This is a genomic window from Arthrobacter sp. NPDC058130 (genome assembly GCF_042884475.1).
GTDB lineage: Bacteria > Actinomycetota > Actinomycetes > Actinomycetales > Micrococcaceae > Arthrobacter.
This window is the reverse complement of sequence record NZ_JBHVTV010000010.1, coordinates 72,287-91,006: the sequence shown is the minus strand read 5'-3', so window position 1 is coordinate 91,006 and position 18,720 is coordinate 72,287. Positions and strand designations below refer to the sequence as shown.

The window sequence follows — 18,720 nt, the reverse complement described above, 5'->3', positions numbered from 1 at the left end:
AAATGTGCGTCCCTACGTGGGCTGTTACTTCCACTGAACCAGCACAGCCAAGTAATACGCCAGCGCGCTGACTTGCATCTCAGATAATGAGACGTCAATATCATTACATGGACAATTCTAGTGGAGTCGGTGTTATCGATAAAGCGGCCCATGTGCTTGACGCACTTGAGGCCGGCCCCACCACCCTGGCGCAGCTGGTGGCCGCCACGGGGCTGGCTCGGCCTACCGTGCACCGGCTGGCTCTCGCGCTGGTGCACCACCGGCTCGTGAGCCGCGACATCCAGGGCCGGTTTGTACTCGGAAGCCGCCTGGTGGAACTGGCTTCCGCAGCAGGCGAGGACCGCCTCATCGCCTCCGCCGGCCCAGTGCTGATGCAACTGCGCGACGCCACCGGCGAGAGCGCCCAGATCTTCCGCCGCCAGGGCGACTGGCGCGTCTGCGTGGCCTCCGCCGAACGACCCATCGGCCTGCGCGACACGATTCCCGTCGGCACCCAGCTGTCCATGAAGGCCGGCTCGGCCGCCCAGGTGCTGCTGGCATGGGAAGACCACGACCGCCTCCTGGAAGGCCTCCAGTCCGCACGTTTCACCCCCACCGTCCTGGCGGGAGTACGACGCCGGGGCTGGGGCCAAAGCCTGGGCGAACGCGAGCCGGGGGTCGCCTCCGTTTCGGCGCCGGTCCGCGGGCCGTCCGGACGCGTCATTGCCGCGGTGTCCATTTCCGGCCCGATCGAGCGGCTCACCCGCCAGCCGGGGCGGCTGCACGCCGAAGTGGTCTGCAACGCCGGCCGCATCCTGACCGAGGCGCTGCGCAAGACCAACGACTAAGTATGCTGTGCCCATGAAGAGCTATGCGGTATTCCTGCGGGGCATCAATGTGGGCGGCATCAACATCAAGATGGCCGATCTCAAGGTCGCACTGAAGTCGCGGCCGTTCTCGGACGTTAAGACGTTGCTGGCCAGCGGGAACGTCGTGCTGGCCAGCGAACTGGACCCCGCCGGCGTTAAACGGGAGTTTGAGGCCTGCCTGAGGGAATCCTTCGGCTACGACGCCTGGGTGGTGGTCCTGACCTCGGACCGCGTGGCCGCACTCGTGGAGGCGTGCCCCTACCCGGCCGACGACGCGTCCACCCACACCTACCTGACGCTCGCCTCGGATGAGGCCTCGCTCTCGGAGCTCTTCGAGGCAGGCAGCGCCCTGAAGGGGGCCGAGCTCACCCGGCTGGGCCCGGAAGCCCTAGCCTGGCTGGCCCCCACCGGCGGGACCCTGGAGAGCCCTTTCAGCAAGCTCTCCTCGAAGGCCAGGTACAAGGCAACCACCACCACCCGCAACCTTCGCACCATGGTCAAGGTCCGCGACGCCGCGATCGGGCTTTAGCCGGGGCAGGACCGCCCGAGGGGGCGCAGCGGGATCCACGCAACGCGCCGCTGGAACCGGGCGTGGATCCAGGCAATACAAAATCCAGGCATAGCAAAACGGCCCCGGGCTAATGCCCGGGACCGTTTCCGTTGTGACCCCAGCGGGATTCGAACCCGCGTTACCGCCGTGAGAGGGCAGCGTACTAGGCCGCTATACGATGGGGCCGCGTACTCTCCAGAACAGCATTTCTGCCGTTCAAGCCAAATGATTGTTTCATACATTTGGCCGTTGTTCCAAATCGGACGAACCGCTTTGAAACTTCCGAACACCTACGGAAATTCGCGGATTTCAGAGCTGGGATACCAGGACTCGAACCTAGAATGACGGTACCAGAAACCGTAGTGTTGCCAATTACACCATATCCCAATGGCACTTCAGGACCGGATGTTTAGGTCTAAACCTTCGCTCCCGGCGCCTCAGCACGAGTAATTACTTTACCCGAGAGTTTTCGCTTGCACAAATCGGGTCACCGACGGCGGGGTGGAGTAGCCCGGGCGGGCCGAACCCCAATCCGACCGCCGCGAAATCCTGGCCCACCCTTGCCAATCCGGGCGAAACAAGTTTACGCTCGGTAAGTTACCAACGAGTAACCACCCCTCCCCCACGTCGCTGAGGGCAGCTTTGCGTTCATTTTTCAGTGTTAGCTGCATCACAACGGCCGGGGTGGCCGGCAGCAGAGCCGCTGCTGGCGAGAACGTCGAGAGGAACCATCTGTGTCACAGAGTCGTGCCGCCGTCAGCAAGACCCGGACCCGCGCGCAGCAATTCGCCATCGCCACCCTGGCGCTGCTGCTCATCGCCCTGCTGGGGTTCTATACCCTCGTCACAGGCCGCATCACGGACGGTTCTGCGAAACTCAAGGATGGGGCGGCCCAGGCCTCGGCCGGAGCCAGCCAGTTGGAGGACGGCGCCGGGAAACTCGCCAACGGTGCCGGCCTGGCCGATACCGGGGCCGGCAAACTCTCCGCGGGGGCGGACAAGATCTATTCGGGCATCAGCACCAAGCTGGCGCCCGGGGCGGACAAGCTTCAGGCCGGTGCCGGCGACTTGGCCGCTGGTGCCGTCAAGATCCAAGCCGATGTGAACAGCAAGCTGGCCCCGGGTGTCTACAAAGTCGACGACGGGGCGCAGAAGCTCGCGGCGGGGGCCGTGCAGCTTTCCGCAGCGCTGACCCCGACGCCGGCGGGCAACGCCGAGAACAACCTCGCAGACGGAGCCACGCAGCTCGACGGCGGCGCCGCCCAGCTGGCCGCGGGCACCGTTGCGCTGGCAGGCGGAACCGAGCAGCTGAAGGGTTACCGGGGCGCCAACGCGAACCCGGAGGCCGGGACCGGGACTGCGGCACTGGCACAGGCCATGGACCTGCTGCAGGCCGCGGCGAATGACCCGGTCCAGGGCCTGGTGCCGCTCTCTGTGGTGAAGGACAAGATCGCCAAGATCACCGCGGGCGCGCACAAGCTGGACGCCGGCGCCAGCCAGCTGCAGGCCGGTGCGCAGCGGCTGCAGGATGGCGCGGGCCAGTTGCACGCGGGAACGGGCAAGCTCACGGCGGGATTCGCCACGCTGGCCGGAAAGCTCAACAGCCAGGACCCCGCCAGCCCGGGCGTCGTGCTGGGCACCCGGCTCCTGGCCGAGGGCACATCCAAGATCCGTGTCGGGATGGACGGCGTGCCCGGCGATCCCGAGCACCCGGGCCTGCTGAAGGCGTCCGCCCGGATGACCGACGGAAGTTCACGGCTTGCCGACGGAACCGCGGCGCTGAACGCCGGCATCAAGGGCGTTCCCGGCGATCCGGCCAGCCCGGGCCTGCTCGGCGGCTCCCAGGCGCTGGCGTCCGGCGCCGCCGAGCTCTCGGCCGGCAACACTAAGCTGGCGTCCGGCTCCTCGCAGCTGGCCACGGGGGCGGACAAACTCGCCGATGGCAACGCCCGGATTGCCGACGGCACGGGCACCCTGTATTCCGGGGCCGCCGCGGTGTCGCCTACCAGCATGGTCCGGCAGTCCGACGCCGCCGCGGCACTGGGACTCGTAGGGGTGCTGGCACTTGGCTCCGTTGGTGCCTTCCTGGCGCTGCGTAAAAAGCAGGCAGTCGCCCCGTAGGTTCTGGTGCCCGTTCCGTGCGGAACGGCTACGCCAGCAGCTCCAGCAGGGAGCCGACCTCGCGGCCAACGAAGCCCGGGGCCGGCTCCCCGCCGCGGTTCAGCCAGACTCCCAGGAGGCCGGCCGCCGTCGAGCCTTCCGCGTCGAGCAGCCGGTTGTCCCCGACGTACAGCGTTTCGCCGGGTCCGGTGCCGATCCGCCGGACACCCTCGAGGTAGATGGCCGGATCCGGCTTCGCGACGCCGACGGTGTCCGTGCCCACCAGGACGGTGATCCGTTCCAGTCCGGCGGCGTCCAGTTTCACGCGCTGGTAGTCGTGGACGTTGTTGCTTACGGCACCGTACGGGATGCCGGCGGCGTCGAGGGCATCCAGCAGCGGGCCGACGTCGTCGAACGCCCGGATGTAGCCGTGCTGGCGGCTCGCGTAGGAGCTCACCCAGTGGTGGGCCTGTTCGCCGTCGGCAAGTTCGACGCCGAAGTACCCCAGCGCCGCCCGGCCGCGGAGCAGCCGCTGCTCGTTGAACGTGATCTCACCGGCCAGGTACCGGTCGTAGAAGTGGGTGGTCTCGTGCGTGAAGATCCTCCCAAACTTCTCCCACCCGGCCTCGTCCAGGCCGGGCAGGAGATGCTCGCTGACGTCGCGGAGGGCGGACGTCATGGAGAATTCGAGGTCCACCAGGGTGTCATCGATGTCGAAGAGGATCCCTCGGACATCGCCTGCGCCCAGGCCTGCTGCCACCACGTCAGCCGCGGAAGGCCCGCAGGCGGGCGAGGGAGGAATCCTTGCCCAGGATGACCATGGATTCGAACAAGGGCGGGGAGATCCGCCGGCCCGAGACGGCCGTGCGGACCGGGCCGAAGGCCAGGCGCGGCTTGACGCCGAGGCCTTCCACGAGCGCCTCCTTCAGGGCGGCCTGGATGTTCTCGGCCGTCCAGTCGGCCACCGGCTCCAGTGCGGACAGGGCGGCGTCGAGCACCTCCGTGAGGTTCTCCGGCAGGCCCTTGCGGGCGTCGTCGGCGACGTCGATCGCGTCGTCGGCCTTGAACAGGAACGCAAGCATCTCGGGGGCCTCGCCCAGCAGCGAGATGCGCTCCTGGATCAGCGGGGCGGCCTCGGCCAGGATCTCCTCCTCGCGGGCAGTCAGGCTTTCCCCGACCAGGCCGGCGGCCTGCAGGTAGGGCACCAGGCGGCCGCGGAAGTCCTCCGGGTCGAGCATGCGGATGTGCGTGCCGTTGATGGCCTCGGCCTTCTTGATGTCGAAGCGGGCCGGATTGGCCAGGACATCGTTGACGTCGAAGTGCTCGATCAGCTGCTCCACGGTGAAGATGTCCTCGTCGGCGGACAGGCTCCAGCCGAGCAGCGACAGGTAGTTCAGCAGGCCCTCGGGGATGAAGCCGCGGTCCCGGAGCAGGAACAGGTTGGACTGGGGGTCGCGCTTGGAGAGCTTCTTGTTGCCCTCGCCCATGACGTACGGCAGGTGTCCGAAGACCGGCATGTAGCTGGCGACGCCGATGTCCATGAGCGCCTGGATCAGGACCACCTGGCGCGGGGTGGAGGAGAGCAGGTCCTCGCCGCGGAGCACGTGGGTGATCCCCATCAGGGCGTCGTCCACCGGGTTGACCAGGGTGTACAGCGGGGACCCGTCGGCGCGGACAATGACGTAGTCCGGGATGCTGCCGGCCTTGAAGGTGATCTCGCCGCGGACCATGTCCGTGAACGTGACGTCGGTATCTGGCATGCGGACCCGCAGAACGGGCAGGCGGCCCTCGGCCTTGAACGCGGCGAGCTGGTCCTCGGAGAGCTCCCGGTCAAAGTTGTCGTAGCCGAGTTTGGGGTCGCGGCCGGCGGCGCGGTGGCGGGCCTCGACTTCCTCCGGCGAGGAGTAGCACTCGTAGGCGTAGCCGGCCTCGATCAGCTTGGCCACGACGTCCTTGTAGAGCTCCAGCCGCTGGGACTGGCGGTAGGGCTCGTGCGGACCGCCGACTTCCACGCCTTCTTCCCAGGTGATGCCGAGCCATTTGAGGGCCTCCAGCAGCTGCTGGTAGCTCTCCTCCGAGTCGCGTGCGGCGTCCGTGTCCTCGATCCGGAACACAAAGGTGCCCTTGGTGTGCCGGGCGTGGGCCCAGTTGAACAGGGCGGTGCGGATCAGGCCGACGTGCGGGGTGCCCGTGGGCGACGGGCAAAACCGGACACGGACCGGGGTGTCAGCGGTGACTTCACCGGTGGGGGCAGCAAGGGCGGAGCTGGAAACGGCGTCGGACGCGGAAGCAGTAGTCATAGTGGTACCAACATTACCAATCCCTGCCATCGCTACTCGCCCGGAACACCGCTACGAAAACGGACAGCCGCACCGTGGATCCACGGTGCGGCTGTCCGATAGCGCCGCGAAAAGCTGAAATTGGTGCGAAAAGCAGTTAGCGGCGGACCACCGGGTTGGAGAGGCGGCCGATGCCCTCGATCTCCACCTCGTAGCGGTCGCCTGCCTGGATGGCGCCGACGCCGGCCGGGGTGCCGGTCATGATGACGTCGCCGGGCAGCAGCGTGAAGGCCTGCGAGACGATGGAGACGAGCTCCCGGACGCCGCGGATCATCTGGTTGGTGCTGCCGTCCTGGCGCAGTTCGCCGTTGAGCCGGCCCTGGATCTGCAGGTCTTCGGTGTCCAGCTCGGTCTCGATCCACGGGCCGAGCGGGGCAGAGGTGTCAAAGCCCTTGGCCCGGGCCCACTGCAGGTCCGTTTTCTGGACGTCCCGGGCGGTGAGGTCGTTGCCGCAGGTGTAGCCGAAGATGACGTCGTCCACCCGGTCCTCGGGCACGTCCTTGCAGATCCGGCCGATGACGACGCACAGCTCGGCCTCGAAGGAGATGTCCTCGGAGAACTCCGGCAGGACGATGGGATCGTTGGGCCCAATCACGGAGGTATTGGGCTTGAGGAACAGCAGGGGCTGGGCCGGGACCTCGTTGCCCAGTTCCCGGGCGTGCTCCGCAAAGTTGCGGCCGACGCCGATGACCTTGCTGCGCGGGATGATCGGCGCCAGCAGGCGGACGTCCTCCAGCTTGTGCTTCATGGGGGTTCGTTCCACGCCGTGGAAGAACGGGTCGCCCTTGATGACAGTGACTTCCTCACTGCCGGGCTCACCTTCCACGACGCCGTAGAGGGGATCAGAATCGACTACAAACCGGGCGATACGCATGGTTCCTACCCTACCGTCCCGTCAGCCACCGGGGCGTTTGCGACTGCCTCCCCCGGATCCAGCGCTGCCCGCTTCACAGGCAATTCAGCTGCGCAGGTAGTCCAGCTGCGCAGCGACGGAGAGTTCCGCGGCGCGGCGGACGGGCGGGTCGACGTCGGCGTAGACCACGTCCGTGACGGCGGCGACGCCGGCGTCTTCGCCCAGCGCCGCGAGAGCCGCCCGGATCTGTTCGAGCCGGCCCTGCCGGTGGTCCCGGTAGGCGCGGGCGACGGCGTCGAGCGCGGGCAGCCCCGGCCCGTGCGCCGGCAGCACCGTGGCCGGGCCCAGGCGCTCCAGGGTCTCAAGGGACTCGAGGTAGTCGCGGAGGGTTCCGTCGGGGTAGTCCAGCACTGTAGTGCCGGAGCCCAGAATCGTGTCCCCGGTCAGCACCGAGCCGTGCGGGCCGTCATGCGGCAGGTGGAAGCACAGCGAATCCGCGGTGTGGCCCGGCGTCGCCAGGACCCTGATCTCGGTTCCGGCCGCCCGGATGGTTTCGCCGTCCTGCAGCGGGGGCGCGCCGTGGCAGTGGGCGGGATCAGCGGCCCGGACCGGCGCCCCCGTCAGCTCGGAAAACCTCGCTGCCGCCGCGGTGTGGTCCGCGTGCCGGTGCGTGATCAGGATGAGTTCGACCGGCCCGTCGCCGGCCAGCGCCTGCAGGTGCGGCTCGTCGAGGGGCCCGGGGTCCACGGCGACGCTGCCCGCCGCCCCCGGCGCGGCAATGAGATAGGAGTTGGTTCCGGCCAGGCTCATGGGGCCCGGGTTCGGGGCGAGGCGGAACCGGGTCAGTTCGCTGCTGCGGACAATGCCACTGGAGTTCTCGGAAGTCACTTCTCCATCCTTGCACTGAACCCAGCCTTGCACCGGGGTCCTGGTCTGTCCGTCATCCTCAGACGAGCAGCAGGACGGTGATGACCAGCGGCAGGGCGGCCTCGGCAATGGCATTTCCCCAGAGCCGCCGTTCGGAGAGGAACAGGATCAGGCCAAGGGCCACGTGGGCCGCGCACGTGAACATCAGGAGCGCCTCGCCGGCTGCGGCGTCCGCTCCGCCGAGGACAATGGCGCCCGCAATGGCACCGATCCCCCAGATGACGTTGTAGAAGCCGAGGTTGAACGTCCACAGCCGGACCGTTTCGACGTCGTCCGGTTTGACGAGGAAGAGGCGGTGCAGGCGCTGGTCGCGGATGAAAAAGGATTCCATGACGCCGACACTGATGAGCAGGACGCCGAAGACCACGCCCAGAACTTGGATCAGCCCCGTCATGTGCCCATTGTGCACTGCGGGCGGACGGGTGAAAAGGGCCCAAAGGGGTCCGGGTCTGGGACTGCAGACGCCGACGGCGGCCCGTCACCGCAGGGTGGGGACCGCCGTCGTGCCGTATTTTCAGTCTCTAGGCCAGGCGGGTCAGCCAGCCGTGGGTGTCTTCCACGGTGCCGGTCTGGATCCCGAGCAGCTGCGCGCGGATGGCCATGGTGGTCTCCCCCGCAGTGGCGTCCTCGGAGCCGATGAACTCGGTGGCGTCCTTGAGCACTCCGATGGGCGTGATGACCGCGGCTGTCCCGCAGGCGAAGACCTCGGCAATGTCACCGGAGGCAACGCCGTCGCGCCACTCATCCAGGGTGATCTTACGTTCGGTGACTTCCCGGCCCATGTCCTTGGCCACCTGCATCACGGACATCCGGGTGACACCTTCGAGGATGGTTCCGCTGAGCGCGGGGGTGACCAGCGAGCCGTCCTTCATGACGAAGAAAACGTTCATGCCGCCGAGTTCCTCGACCGCGTTGTCGTTGAAGTGGTCCAGGAACAGGACCTGCTTGCAGCCGTGCGCCTCGGCTTCCTGCTGGGCGATCAGGGAGGCGGCGTAGTTGCCGCCGCACTTGGCGGCGCCTGTTCCGCCGCGGCCGGCACGGGCGTATTCGCGCGAGATCCAGATGGAGACGGGCTTGAGCTCGCCGCCGAAGTAGTTGCCGGCCGGGGAGGCGATCACGCGGAAGGAGACCTCGCGCGCTGCCCGGACGCCCAGGAAGGCCTCGGTGGCGATCATGAAGGGCCGCAGGTACAGGGCTTCGCCGTCGCCGGAGGGCACCCATTCCTTGTCGGCCGCCACGAGTTCGCGGATTGCGCCCAGGAAGTATTCTTCAGGGAGTTCGGGCAGGGCCAGGCGACGGGCGGACCTGTTCAGCCGGGCGGCGTTGGCCTCGGGCCGGAAGGTCCAGATCGAGCCGTCGGCGTGGCGGTAGGCCTTGAGGCCCTCGAAGATTTCCTGCCCGTAATGCAACACTGCGGCGGACGGGTCCAGGGAAATCGGGCCGTAGGGCTCAACCCGTGCGTCGTGCCAGCCACCGTTGCCTGCGGCGTCGACGCTGTAGTCGACAATGGCGGTGTGGTCGGTGAAATAGTCGCCGAATCCCGGGTTCGCCAGGATGGCTGCACGCTCTTCAGCAGACTTCGGGGTCTCCGAGAGGTGCTGGGTGAATTCGACGCCATGGGCAGTCTGAGTCATGGTTCCTCCACGATCGGCTGCCTGGTGTGGGAACGTGGTTCACCCTCGGACCACGGCAGCATATTGGTGATTCGAAACAAGCTTACGCCCGTTGGCAGCGGGGTTTTGCGTCCCCGCGGGGCACCCCACGGCGCCGCCGGCAGGGCACGCTACAGCGCACCCTGGAGACCAGCGCCTACAGCGCCGCCGCGATGGCGTCGCCGATCGCGCTGGTGCTGCGGAAGGCGCCGTCGCGGGCTTCGACGTCGGCCGTTACGGCGGCCTCGATCTTCCGGGCGGCGGCGGCGAAGCCGAGGTGGTCGAGCAGCAGCGCTGCGGAGAGGATGGCGGCGGTGGGGTCGGCCTTCTGCTGGCCGGCGATGTCCGGGGCGGACCCGTGGACGGGCTCGAACATGGACGGCGCGGTGCGGTCCATGTTGAGGTTGCCGGAGGCGGCCAGGCCGATCCCGCCGGTGACGGCTGCCGCGAGGTCCGTGATGATGTCGCCGAACAGGTTGTCGGTGACGATCACATCGAAGCGGGCCGGATCGGTGACCATGAAGATCGTGGCGGCGTCGACGTGGAGGTAGTCGTGGGTGACCTCGGGGAACTCCTGCGCCACGGCTTCGACGGTGCGCTTCCAGAGCTGGCCGGCGAAGACCAGGACGTTGTGTTTGTGCACGAGGGTGAGCTTCTTGCGGGGGCGTTCGTTGGCCCGGCGGAATGCGTCGCGGACCACCCGCTCCACGCCGTGGGCGGTGTTCAGGGACACCTCGGTGGCCACCTCGTGGGGGGTGCCGGCGCGCAAGGTGCCGCCGTTGCCCACGTAGGGGCCTTCGGTGCCTTCGCGGACCACGATGAAATCGATCTTGCCGGGGTTGGCGAGCGGGCTTCCGACGCTGCCGTACAGGCGGGAGGGCCGCAGGTTGACGAAGTGGTCCAGGCTGAAGCGCAGCTTCAGGAGGAGTTCGCGCTCGATGATGCCGGAAGGAATCCGGGTGTCGCCGGGGGCCGCCCCGACGGCGCCGAACAAGATGGCGTCGCGCGTGCGCAGATCGGCGAGGGTGGCCGCGGGCAGGGTCTCCCCCGTCTCGAGCCAGTGCTCCGCACCCAGCTTGTAGTGGGTCTGCTGGAGCACGATCCCCTCGGCGGCCGCGGCCTTCTCGAGGACTTTCAGGGCTTCGGCCGTGACCTCCGGGCCGATGCCGTCGCCCGGGATGACTGCCAGATCAATCGTGGATGCGCTCATGATTTCAGCGTAGCCAAGTCATCCACATTCTGGTCAAGTCGTCTCACTATCCGAACTCCAGCCGGGACGAAGAACGCCCGCCCGCGGCGCCGGTGGGGGCGGTGCGGGCGGGCGTTACTGTGCGGGTCCGGCGGCTAGCCCTCGGCGGGTTCCTCGTACTTCGGGAACACCGGAGCCGGGGCCGGCAGTTCGGTGCCGGCAACGATCGGCGTGCCGACGGCCGTGAACTGGCGCGGCCCGCCCTCGGGCTGGCCGAGCGTGTGCAGGATCGCCGCCGTCGCCGTCGGCATGACCGGCTGGGCAAGGATTGCGACAATCCGGAGCACCTCGAGCGTCACGTAGAGCACCGTGTTCATGCGTTCGACGTCGGTCTTGCGCAGCACCCACGGGGCCTGCTCGGCGAAGTAGGCGTTGGTGTCCCCGAGGACGGTCCAGATGGCCTCCAGCGCGCGGCTGAACTCCTGCTTCTCAAACGCGGCGCGGGCGGCGTCCAGCAGTCCGTTGGCCTGCTCGAGCAGCGCGGTGTCCTCGGCGGAGAACGCGCCGGGCGCCGGCACACGGCCCTCGCAGTTCTTGGCCACCATGGACAGGGACCGCTGGGCCAGGTTGCCGAAGTTGTTGGCCAGGTCCGAGTTCATCCGGCCCACGATTGCCTCGTGGTTGTAGTTGCCGTCCGCCCCGAAGGGGACCTCGCGCAGGAAGAAGTAGCGCACCTGGTCCAGGCCGTACTGGGCCACGAAGTCCGCGGGCGCCACCACGTTGCCCAGCGACTTGGACATCTTGACGCCGTTGTTCTGCAGGAAGCCGTGGATCATGATCCGCTTCGGCAGTTCGAGCCCGGCGCTCATGAGGAACGCGGGCCAGTAGATGGCGTGGAAGCGGGAGATGTCCTTGCCGATCACATGGACATCGGCCGGCCAGAACTTCTTGAAGGACTCCGAATCCACCTCCGGGTAGCCGACGCCGGTCAGGTAGTTGGTGAGGGCGTCCACCCACACGTACATGACGTGCTTGTCGTTGCCGGGCACCGGTACGCCCCAGTCGAACGTGGTGCGGCTGATGGAGAGGTCCTCCAGCCCGCGCCGGACGAAGCTGATGACCTCGTTGAAGCGCGACTGCGGTGCGCCGAATTCGGCGTGGGCCTCGTAGAGCGCGAGCAGCTTGTCCTGGTAGGCGGAGAGCCGGAAGAAGTAGCTTTCCTCGGCCGTCCACGTCACCTCGGTGTCCGATTCGCGCGAGTAGCGGACGCCGTCGTCCTTCACGACCGTCTCGTCCTCGACGTAGAACGCCTCGTCACGGACCGAATACCAGCCCTCGTACTTGGACAGGTAGATGTCCCCGTTGGCTTCCATCTTCTTCCAGATGGCCTGCGACGCCGCGTAGTGGTCGGCGTCCGTGGTGCGGATGAAGCGGTCGTAGGAAACCCCCAGGGCGGCGTGCGCCGCCTTGTAGATCTCGGCGTTCCGGTCCACGAGTTCCTTGGGCGTCAGCCCTTCCTTCTCCGCGGTCTGGGCGATCTTCATGCCGTGCTCGTCCGTTCCGGTCAGGAAGAAGACGTCATACCCGTCCAGGCGCTTGAAGCGGGCCATCGCGTCGGTGGCGATGTACTCGTAGGCGTGGCCGATGTGCGGCACGCCGTTGGGGTACGTGATGGCCGTGGTGATGTAGAACGGGGTTTTTTCAGAAGAAGTCACGGTCTAAATCTAGATCAGTTCTGTGAGGGTATCGCTCTGGCGGACGAGTTCGTGGTCATGTGAAGCGACCAGCACGGCAATGCCGTCCGAGGTGGTGTCCTTGAGGATGCTGATGATGCGGTTGGCGGCGGCGCGGTCCAGGCTGGCGGTGGGCTCGTCGACCACCAGGACGCGGGTGCCAAGGATGAGCGCCCGGGCGATCGCCACGCGCTGGCGTTCACCGCCGGAGAGCTGGGCCGGGCGGTGGCGCATGCGCCGGCCCAGGCCCACCAGGTCCAGGAGGTCCTTGGCCATGTCGCGGCGCTTCTCCACCTCGCCGTCGGGCACGGCCGGCAGCAGCACGTTCTCCAGCGCGCTCATCCCGTCGATCAGGGCACCGCCCTGGTCGACGTAGCCGATCAGGGCCCGGCGGCGGTCCGAGATCTCGTCGTCGCCCATGGTCTCGAGCGAGTCACCTTCCCAGAACACCCGGCCCGACGTCGGCAGGGTCAGGCCCGCGCCGACGGTCAGGATGCTGGTCTTGCCGGAGCCGGAGCGGCCGGCTACGCAGTGCATCTCGCCGGCATGCAGCGTCATGTTGAAGTCGTCCACGACGTTGACGGCCTCGGCACCGCCCTTGCCGCCGCCGTAGTGGATGGTGATGTTGCTCAGTTCCAGCGGGGTGGCGTGGTCCGTGGCCTTCAGGATCGTGTTGGCGCGGGTCTTGTGCGCACCGCGACGGGTGCTGGCGGTCATCCGGTCGTGTGCCTCCCGGTCAAGGTTCAGCTCGTTAGTCATTGGACCACTTTCGTTGCAATCGGAATCCAGCAAAGTACAGCCACAAGACCGGCAATTGCGGCCCACAGTGCGGCATAGGGGGCAAGGAGAAGGCCGATGCCGAGGGCGCCCACGACACCCAGCGGCAGCGCGACGGTTCCCACCATGGCATTTTCAAAGAATCGGACCTGGCCCAGCATGTCCGGGTTCCAGCCCATGGCCCGCAGCGTGCCGAGGTACTGGCGCTTGGCCTGCAGCTCGAAGCGCCCGGTGACCATGGTCAGGAGCAGGCCGACGGCCACACCGGACACGGCCAGGATGATACTCGGAAGCGCGATGCTCGCCGCGGCCAGCCCGCTGAGTGCACTGGCGCCCGCGGCCCGGGGAATGTCGATCAGCAGGGCGACCAGTCCGCCGACGGCGGCGGCGAACACACCGACGGCCACGGCGAGCGAGATGGTGTTGAACTTGTTGGTGCTCAGCTGCCGGTTGGCAAAGGTCAGCGGGGAATCGACCGCGATAAGCCGTTCATCGTGTTGCGGCTCCTGGTCCACTTCGTCGCGGTGGCGCAGCTGCTGCGCAGCGATGAACGCCGCACCCACGTACAACACCAGGACCGACGCCGAGACCACCGCGGTGGCGGTACTCCAGCTGATCAGGCTCAGCGCGGTGCCGGCGACGGCCAGCAGCGCGGCGCCGACGCCGAATTCGGCGAGCACCCAGGAGCGGATCTTGCGCTGTGTCCAGCCCATGGCACGCAGGGTGCCGGCCTCGCTGCGCCGTTTGCGGATGTAGCTGACCGTGGATGCTCCGGTCAGCAGGGCGGCGCCGCACAGGGTCAGGAACAGCAGGGTCACGTTCGTGGCGGTCAGGGAGCCGGAGACGGCGTCCGCGGCGTCCTGTCGGACCCACGACTGCTGCACGGTGCCCAGCGGCGATTCCTTGCCGGCGTCGTCCTTGGAGTAGCCGGGAACGGCGATGTTGGCGTCCTCGCGGGCCGAACCGGCCACCACGGTGGCCTGCAGGCCCATGTCGCGGATCTCGTTGGCGAGCTTCTCCACCTCGGGCTGCGCCTGCTTCCAGCTGCCGGGGACCTTGGCCCGGACGCGCACGGCGTCGATTACGGAGGCGTTCTGCTCGTAGCCGCGGGCGGCGGCGAGGCCATAGAAGTCGGTGATGGCGCCGGCGGACTGGCTGACCAGGCCCGTGGCGCTCAGGGAGGGCTTGAGTTCGGTGTTGGCGGTGTCACCGGACGCGTCCTTGGTCAGGGTGAACGGCGCGGGGTCATAGCCGCCCAGGGGCAGCCGGTTGACGTCGCCGGCAGCTTCCTTGACCTGTGCGGGGTCGAACGTGCCGTAGACCATGGCCAGCGGGGTGGCCAGCTTCTTGCCGGTTTCGAGGTTCTGCCGGTAGGAGCGCTCGTCCACGGGGTTGCGCTGCGTCTGGTCGACGGCGGCACCGTTTGCGGCCTTGTCCGGCAGCCGGTTTACGGTAACCCAGTCACCGGGTGTGGCGCTCTTGTTCGCGGCTCCGTTGGCGGCGGCGTCGCCGTCCTTGTAGGCGGGCGCGGCGGCAAAGTTGGTGGTCCAGGTGGCCGGGTTGTAGAGGCCCTGACTGAAGGATCCGGTGTCGCCCATGAGCTGCGAGAGGTCCTTGGACCCGGGCCAGGCGAGGGCGAACGGGGACTTGGAAACGAACGGCAGGTAGTCCTTGTCCAGCGAGCGGGACACCGTGCCGACGTCCTTCGTGACGTTGCCGGAGTCGTCGATTTCCTCGATCTTGACCGAGTACTTCAGGTCAACGGCGGTGCCCGAGCGCACGATCAGCGGGATGGCCTGCGAATCGGCGGTGAGCTGGCCGTCGCGCTTGGCCTGCTGGTACTGGGTCATCAGCGGTGCCCAGTACTTGAGCTTGACGCCGAGGAAATCCGGGCCTTCCTTGAGTTCGTCCATGCTGATGCCGTTGGTGAAGAGGCTTTCGAAGTGCCTGCCGATCGCGCCGGCGTTGCGGGCGTCGGCCGGCGGGGCCTTCTCCAGCGGGGACAGGAAGTCACCGGCCGTGCCCAGCAGCGCGCGTTCGGAGACGGGGTCGACGGCGACCACGGACTCGGTGACCTGCGGCGCCATGGGCAGGGATACGGAGAGGTTGAAGAGGTTGTGCTCGGAGCCGCCGGCCGGGGTGGGGAACTTGATGCCGGTCTCGCCCTCCGGGCCCTGGATGCGGACGTTCTGGCCGCCCTCGACCTGTTCCTGGACCAGCCTCGCCTTGCCGAGGGAACCCTCTGCCGTGGTCTTGAAGAGCGTCTGGTCGGAGTGGCCGTCAGAGCTGACCGCGCTGGCGGTGAGGCGGTATTTCTTCGGCGTGTCGCTCAGGACCGATTCCGCGGCCGGCCACTTGCTCGGGTCGGTGGCGGTCGGGTCGCCGGCGGTTCCCGCAAGGCCCGCGTTGAAGCCGAGGTAGTCGGTGGCGTCAAGCCGCGGCGACTCAAGGTTCTGCGTCACGCGCGAGACCAGGCTGATGGGCGCGGCCACCGAGGTGCCGGAGAGCTTGCGGATCGAATCCAGCTGCTCGAAGCTGATGCCGCCCTGGCCGGTGGCGATGTCCGGCTGCATCAGGCCGCCGTTATCATCGGCCTTGGCCTGCACCAGGACGTCATAGAGCCCCCGGGAATTTTGGTCCACGGTCCTGCTCAGTGCCGCCTGGGACTGACCCTGGACGAGCACGGACAGGCACATGGCCACGATCAAAATGGACGCGGTCAGCAAAAGCACTCTGCTTCTGATGAACCTCTGGACGGCGTTCATTGGGCTCCTGAAAGCTGGATTGCGTGCGCACGCCGCAGTTCATTTCCTGCGGAATTGAAGGCGTCCCGTGCCGGGCGTGCAAAAGTAAAGGCCGGTCTGCCGGCCAAGACCCGAAATTCGGTCCTAGCCATTGTACGCAGACCGGCCGCCCGCTCGTGGCCGCCGGCGGCGGTCATGCCGCCGCCGGGGCCCTGGGGGCAGGACTTTTAGTCCTCGAGGTCGACCTCGCGGACCATGTCAGCACCGATCCCGGCCTTGATCGCGTCAAGGACCTGCTGGGGAACGGAGCTGTCGATGGTCAGCAGGGCCAGCACCTGGCCGCCCTCTGCCTGGCGTGCCACCTGCATGCCGGCGATGTTGATGTTGTTCATGCCCAGGATGTGGCCGATCGTGCCGATCACGCCGGGGCGGTCCGTATAGGCAACCACCACGAGGTGTTCGCTGATCGGGATCTCCACCTCGTAGCCGTTGACGCCGACCAGTTTCTGGATCTGCTTCGGGCCGGTCAGGGTTCCGGCGACGGAGATCTGGCTCCCGTCGCTGAGGGCGCCGCGCAGCGTCAGGACGTTGCGGTACGACTCGGTGTCCGGGGTGGTGATAAGGCGGACGTTGATGCCACGCTGCTCGGCGATCACGGGGGCGTTGACGTAGGAGACCTGCTCGGTCACGACGTCGGCGAAGATGCCCTTGAGCGCCGCGAGTTCCAGAACCTTGACATCGAGCGAGGAGATCTCCCCTGCCACCTCGACGTCGAACTGCGTGAGGGAGGCGTGGGTCAGCGCGGTGAAGATCCGGCCCAGCTTTTCAATCAGCGGGATGCCGGGACGGACGTCCGGTGCGATGACGCCGCCGGCGACGTTGACGGCGTCGGGGACCAGTTCGCCGGCGAGTGCCAGGCGGACGGACTTGGCGACCGAAACGCCGGCCTTTTCCTGGGCCTCGTCGGTGGAGGCACCGAGGTGCGGGGTCACCACGACGTTGTCGAGCTTGAAGAACGGCAGGTCGGTGCTGGGTTCCTTATGGAACACGTCGATGCCGGCGCCGGCGATGTCACCGGCCTGCAGCGCGGTGTAGAGGGCTTCCTCGTCCACCAGGCCGCCACGGGCGACGTTGATGACGTACGCCGTGTTCTTCATCTTCTTGAAGGCGTCGGCGCCGAGCATACCGACGGTTTCCGGGGTCTTGGGCATGTGGATGGTGATGAAGTCCGACTGCGCAAGGAGCTCGTCGAGCGTCACCAGCTGGACGCCGAGCTGGGCGGCCCGGGCGGAGGTGATGTAGGGGTCGTACGCGAGGATCTTGGTGTCGAAGCCCTTCAGGCGAGCTGCCACCAGGGCGCCGATGCGGCCCAGGCCGATGATGCCGATCTTCTTCTCGAAGAGCTCAATGCCGGTGTACTTGGAGCGCTTCCACTCCCCGTCCTTGAGGGCGGAGCTGGCCTGCGGGATGTGCCGGGCGAGGCTGAGGATGTGGCCGACGGTCAGTTCCGCGGCGGAGACGATGTTCGAGGTCGGCGCGTTGACCACCATGACACCGGCCTGCGTGGCCGCCTTGATGTCCACATTGTCCAGGCCGACGCCGGCGCGGGCGATGACCTTGAGGTTCTTGGCGGCGGCGATGGCCTCGGCGTCCAGCTGGGTAGCGGAGCGGACCAGGATCGCGTCGACGTCAGCGATCGCGGAGAGCAGCTGGGAACGGTCGGAGCCGTCAGTCTGGCGGATTTCAAAGTCCGGGCCGAGGGCCTCGACGGTGGCGGGCGAAAGTTCCTCAGCGAGGAGTACGACAGGTTTGGTGCTTGTCACCGGTGACCTCTTTAGCTCTCTTGTGTATCTGGTGGGGATTTTGGTGAATCGGGTGGTGCTGGTGGTGCGGGTGGTGCTTGGACAGCAGGGAAGCCGGACCCCAAAATAATGGTGTCCGGCTCCCCTGCCGGGCCTTGGCTAGCGGGCTGCGGAGCCCTCTACGTAGTCCGCATCCTGCTGCTGCCAGGCGAACAGGGAGCGCAGTTCGCGGCCGACGGCCTCGATCGGGTGCGACTCTGCCTTGGCACGCAGTTCCTTGAACTCGGGAGCGCCGGCGTCCTGGTCGTCGATGAAGCGCTTGGCGAAGACGCCATCCTGGACGTCCTTCAGGACTGCCTCCATGTTTTTCTTCACCTCGGGGGTGATGACGCGCGGGCCGGAGACGTAGTCGCCGTACTCTGCGGTGTCCGAGACGCTCCAGCGCTGCTTGGCGATGCCGCCTTCCCACATGAGGTCAACGATGAGCTTGAGCTCGTGCAGCACCTCGAAGTAGGCGATCTGCGGCTGGTAGCCGGCCTCGGTCAGGGTCTCGAAGCCGTACTGGATCAGCTGGGACACGCCGCCGCACAGCACGGCCTGCTCGCCGAAGAGGTCCGTTTCGGTCTCTTCGGTGAAGGTGGTCTTGATGACGCCGGCACGGGTGCCGCCAATGGCCTTGGCGTAGGACTTGGCCAGGTCCCAGGCGGAACCGGAAGCGTCCTGCTCGACGGCGATGATGTCCGGGATGCCGCGGCCAGCTTCGAACTCGCGGCGCACGGTGTGGCCGGGAGCCTTCGGGGCGATCAGGATGACGTCAACGCCCTCCGGCGCCTCGATGTAGCCGAAGCGGATATTGAAGCCGTGGGCGAAGGCCAGGGCCTTGCCGGGGGTCAGCTTGTCCTTGATGGATTCGGTGTAAATCGAGCGCTGGTGCTGGTCCGGTGCGAGGATCATGATGACGTCGGCCCATTCGGCGGCGTCGGCAACGGTCTTGACCGTGAAGCCTGCGTCCTCGGCCTTGGCGATCGACTTCGAGCCCTCCTTGAGCGCGATGACAACCTCGACGCCGGAATCGCGCAGGTTCTGCGCGTGGGCGTGGCCCTGGGAGCCATAGCCGACAATGGCTACCTTGCGACCCTGGATGATCGACAGGTCTGCGTCGTCGTCGTAAAACATTTCAGTCACTTGCGTAACTCCTCTTGAGTGG

The 18,720-nt window shown here is 67.3% G+C and carries 15 protein-coding genes and 2 tRNA genes; 3 read left to right on the top strand and 14 right to left on the bottom strand.

Features of this window, described 5'->3' with window-relative positions:
• Positions 1–107 precede the first annotated feature (107 nt).
• Both ACFVTM_RS16525 and ACFVTM_RS16520 read left to right on the top strand, forming a co-directional pair.
• Positions 108–827, top strand: coding sequence for an IclR family transcriptional regulator (locus ACFVTM_RS16525; protein ID WP_390204725.1), 720 nt, complete (start codon positions 108–110; stop codon positions 825–827).
• A 13-nt stretch (positions 828–840) separates the two neighbouring features.
• Positions 841–1,377, top strand: coding sequence for a DUF1697 domain-containing protein (locus tag ACFVTM_RS16520; RefSeq protein ID WP_390204724.1), 537 nt, complete (start codon positions 841–843; stop codon positions 1,375–1,377).
• A gap of 134 nt (positions 1,378–1,511) precedes the next feature.
• On the opposite strand, the gene ACFVTM_RS16515 is transcribed toward ACFVTM_RS16520, so the two are convergent.
• A tRNA-Glu gene (locus ACFVTM_RS16515) sits at positions 1,512–1,584 on the bottom strand.
• A 129-nt stretch (positions 1,585–1,713) separates the two neighbouring features.
• Positions 1,714–1,785, bottom strand: a tRNA-Gln gene (locus ACFVTM_RS16510).
• A 347-nt stretch (positions 1,786–2,132) separates the two neighbouring features.
• Here ACFVTM_RS16510 and ACFVTM_RS16505 point away from each other — a divergent pair.
• Entirely contained in the window at positions 2,133–3,518 is a 1,386-nt protein-coding gene (locus ACFVTM_RS16505) for a hypothetical protein (protein WP_390204722.1), read from the top strand.
• A gap of 28 nt (positions 3,519–3,546) precedes the next feature.
• On the opposite strand, the gene ACFVTM_RS16500 is transcribed toward ACFVTM_RS16505, so the two are convergent.
• The 12 genes from ACFVTM_RS16500 to ilvC all read right to left on the bottom strand — a co-directional run bounded on the left by ACFVTM_RS16500 (position 3,547) and on the right by ilvC (position 18,698).
• Positions 3,547–4,260: an HAD family hydrolase gene (locus tag ACFVTM_RS16500; protein ID WP_390204720.1), complete on the bottom strand. Its 714-nt coding sequence runs from the start codon at positions 4,258–4,260 to the stop codon at positions 3,547–3,549.
• A gap of 1 nt (position 4,261) precedes the next feature.
• A complete protein-coding gene (gltX, locus tag ACFVTM_RS16495) occupies positions 4,262–5,797 on the bottom strand; it encodes a glutamate--tRNA ligase (RefSeq protein WP_390204717.1) in 1,536 nt (511 codons plus the stop codon).
• A gap of 136 nt (positions 5,798–5,933) precedes the next feature.
• On the bottom strand, positions 5,934–6,710 hold the full coding sequence (locus ACFVTM_RS16490) for a fumarylacetoacetate hydrolase family protein (RefSeq protein ID WP_390204714.1): 777 nt from the start codon (positions 6,708–6,710) through the stop codon (positions 5,934–5,936).
• Positions 6,711–6,794: 84 nt separating this feature from the next.
• A complete protein-coding gene (locus ACFVTM_RS16485; RefSeq protein ID WP_390204711.1) occupies positions 6,795–7,577 on the bottom strand; it encodes an MBL fold metallo-hydrolase in 783 nt (260 codons plus the stop codon).
• 58 nt (positions 7,578–7,635) lie between these two features.
• On the bottom strand, positions 7,636–8,010 hold the full coding sequence (locus ACFVTM_RS16480; protein ID WP_390204709.1) for a DUF1304 family protein: 375 nt from the start codon (positions 8,008–8,010) through the stop codon (positions 7,636–7,638).
• A 127-nt stretch (positions 8,011–8,137) separates the two neighbouring features.
• Positions 8,138–9,250 carry a branched-chain amino acid aminotransferase gene (locus ACFVTM_RS16475; RefSeq protein ID WP_390204707.1) on the bottom strand — a complete coding sequence of 371 codons (1,113 nt, stop codon included), beginning with the start codon at positions 9,248–9,250 and terminating at the stop codon, positions 8,138–8,140.
• A 175-nt stretch (positions 9,251–9,425) separates the two neighbouring features.
• The gene (locus ACFVTM_RS16470; RefSeq protein ID WP_390204705.1) at positions 9,426–10,478 is read right to left on the bottom strand and encodes a 3-isopropylmalate dehydrogenase; all 1,053 of its coding nucleotides are present in this window, start codon (positions 10,476–10,478) and stop codon (positions 9,426–9,428) included.
• A 134-nt stretch (positions 10,479–10,612) separates the two neighbouring features.
• Positions 10,613–12,172 (bottom strand): methionine--tRNA ligase, encoded by a 1,560-nt coding sequence (metG, locus tag ACFVTM_RS16465; RefSeq protein WP_390204702.1) that lies wholly within the window; start codon positions 12,170–12,172, stop codon positions 10,613–10,615.
• A gap of 9 nt (positions 12,173–12,181) precedes the next feature.
• On the bottom strand, positions 12,182–12,949 hold the full coding sequence (locus tag ACFVTM_RS16460) for an ABC transporter ATP-binding protein (protein ID WP_390204700.1): 768 nt from the start codon (positions 12,947–12,949) through the stop codon (positions 12,182–12,184).
• On the bottom strand, positions 12,946–15,732 hold the full coding sequence (locus ACFVTM_RS16455; RefSeq protein ID WP_390204699.1) for an ABC transporter permease: 2,787 nt from the start codon (positions 15,730–15,732) through the stop codon (positions 12,946–12,948). Before ACFVTM_RS16455 ends, ACFVTM_RS16460 begins: the two co-directional genes overlap by 4 nt.
• 206 nt (positions 15,733–15,938) lie before the next feature.
• Positions 15,939–17,534, bottom strand: a complete 1,596-nt coding sequence (gene serA, locus ACFVTM_RS16450; protein ID WP_390204698.1) for a phosphoglycerate dehydrogenase — start codon at positions 17,532–17,534, stop codon at positions 15,939–15,941.
• 138 nt (positions 17,535–17,672) lie between these two features.
• Positions 17,673–18,698 (bottom strand): ketol-acid reductoisomerase, encoded by a 1,026-nt coding sequence (gene ilvC / locus ACFVTM_RS16445; RefSeq protein ID WP_390204697.1) that lies wholly within the window; start codon positions 18,696–18,698, stop codon positions 17,673–17,675.
• Between the last annotated feature and the right edge of the window lie 22 nt (positions 18,699–18,720).

Bases quoted from the DNA above. Each gene is read 5' to 3' on its own strand.
- ACFVTM_RS16525 (WP_390204725.1), top strand. From the start codon at position 108: ATGGACAATTCTAGTGGAGTCGGTGTTATCGATAAAGCGGCCCATGTG.
- ACFVTM_RS16520 (WP_390204724.1), top strand. From the start codon at position 841: ATGAAGAGCTATGCGGTATTCCTGCGGGGCATCAATGTGGGCGGCATC.
- gltX (WP_390204717.1), bottom strand. From the start codon at position 5,797: ATGACTACTGCTTCCGCGTCCGACGCCGTTTCCAGCTCCGCCCTTGCT.
- ACFVTM_RS16490 (WP_390204714.1), bottom strand. From the start codon at position 6,710: ATGCGTATCGCCCGGTTTGTAGTCGATTCTGATCCCCTCTACGGCGTC.
- ACFVTM_RS16480 (WP_390204709.1), bottom strand. From the start codon at position 8,010: ATGACGGGGCTGATCCAAGTTCTGGGCGTGGTCTTCGGCGTCCTGCTC.
- ACFVTM_RS16475 (WP_390204707.1), bottom strand. From the start codon at position 9,250: ATGACTCAGACTGCCCATGGCGTCGAATTCACCCAGCACCTCTCGGAG.
- ACFVTM_RS16470 (WP_390204705.1), bottom strand. From the start codon at position 10,478: ATGAGCGCATCCACGATTGATCTGGCAGTCATCCCGGGCGACGGCATC.
- ACFVTM_RS16460 (WP_390204700.1), bottom strand. From the start codon at position 12,949: ATGACTAACGAGCTGAACCTTGACCGGGAGGCACACGACCGGATGACC.
- ACFVTM_RS16455 (WP_390204699.1), bottom strand. From the start codon at position 15,732: ATGAACGCCGTCCAGAGGTTCATCAGAAGCAGAGTGCTTTTGCTGACC.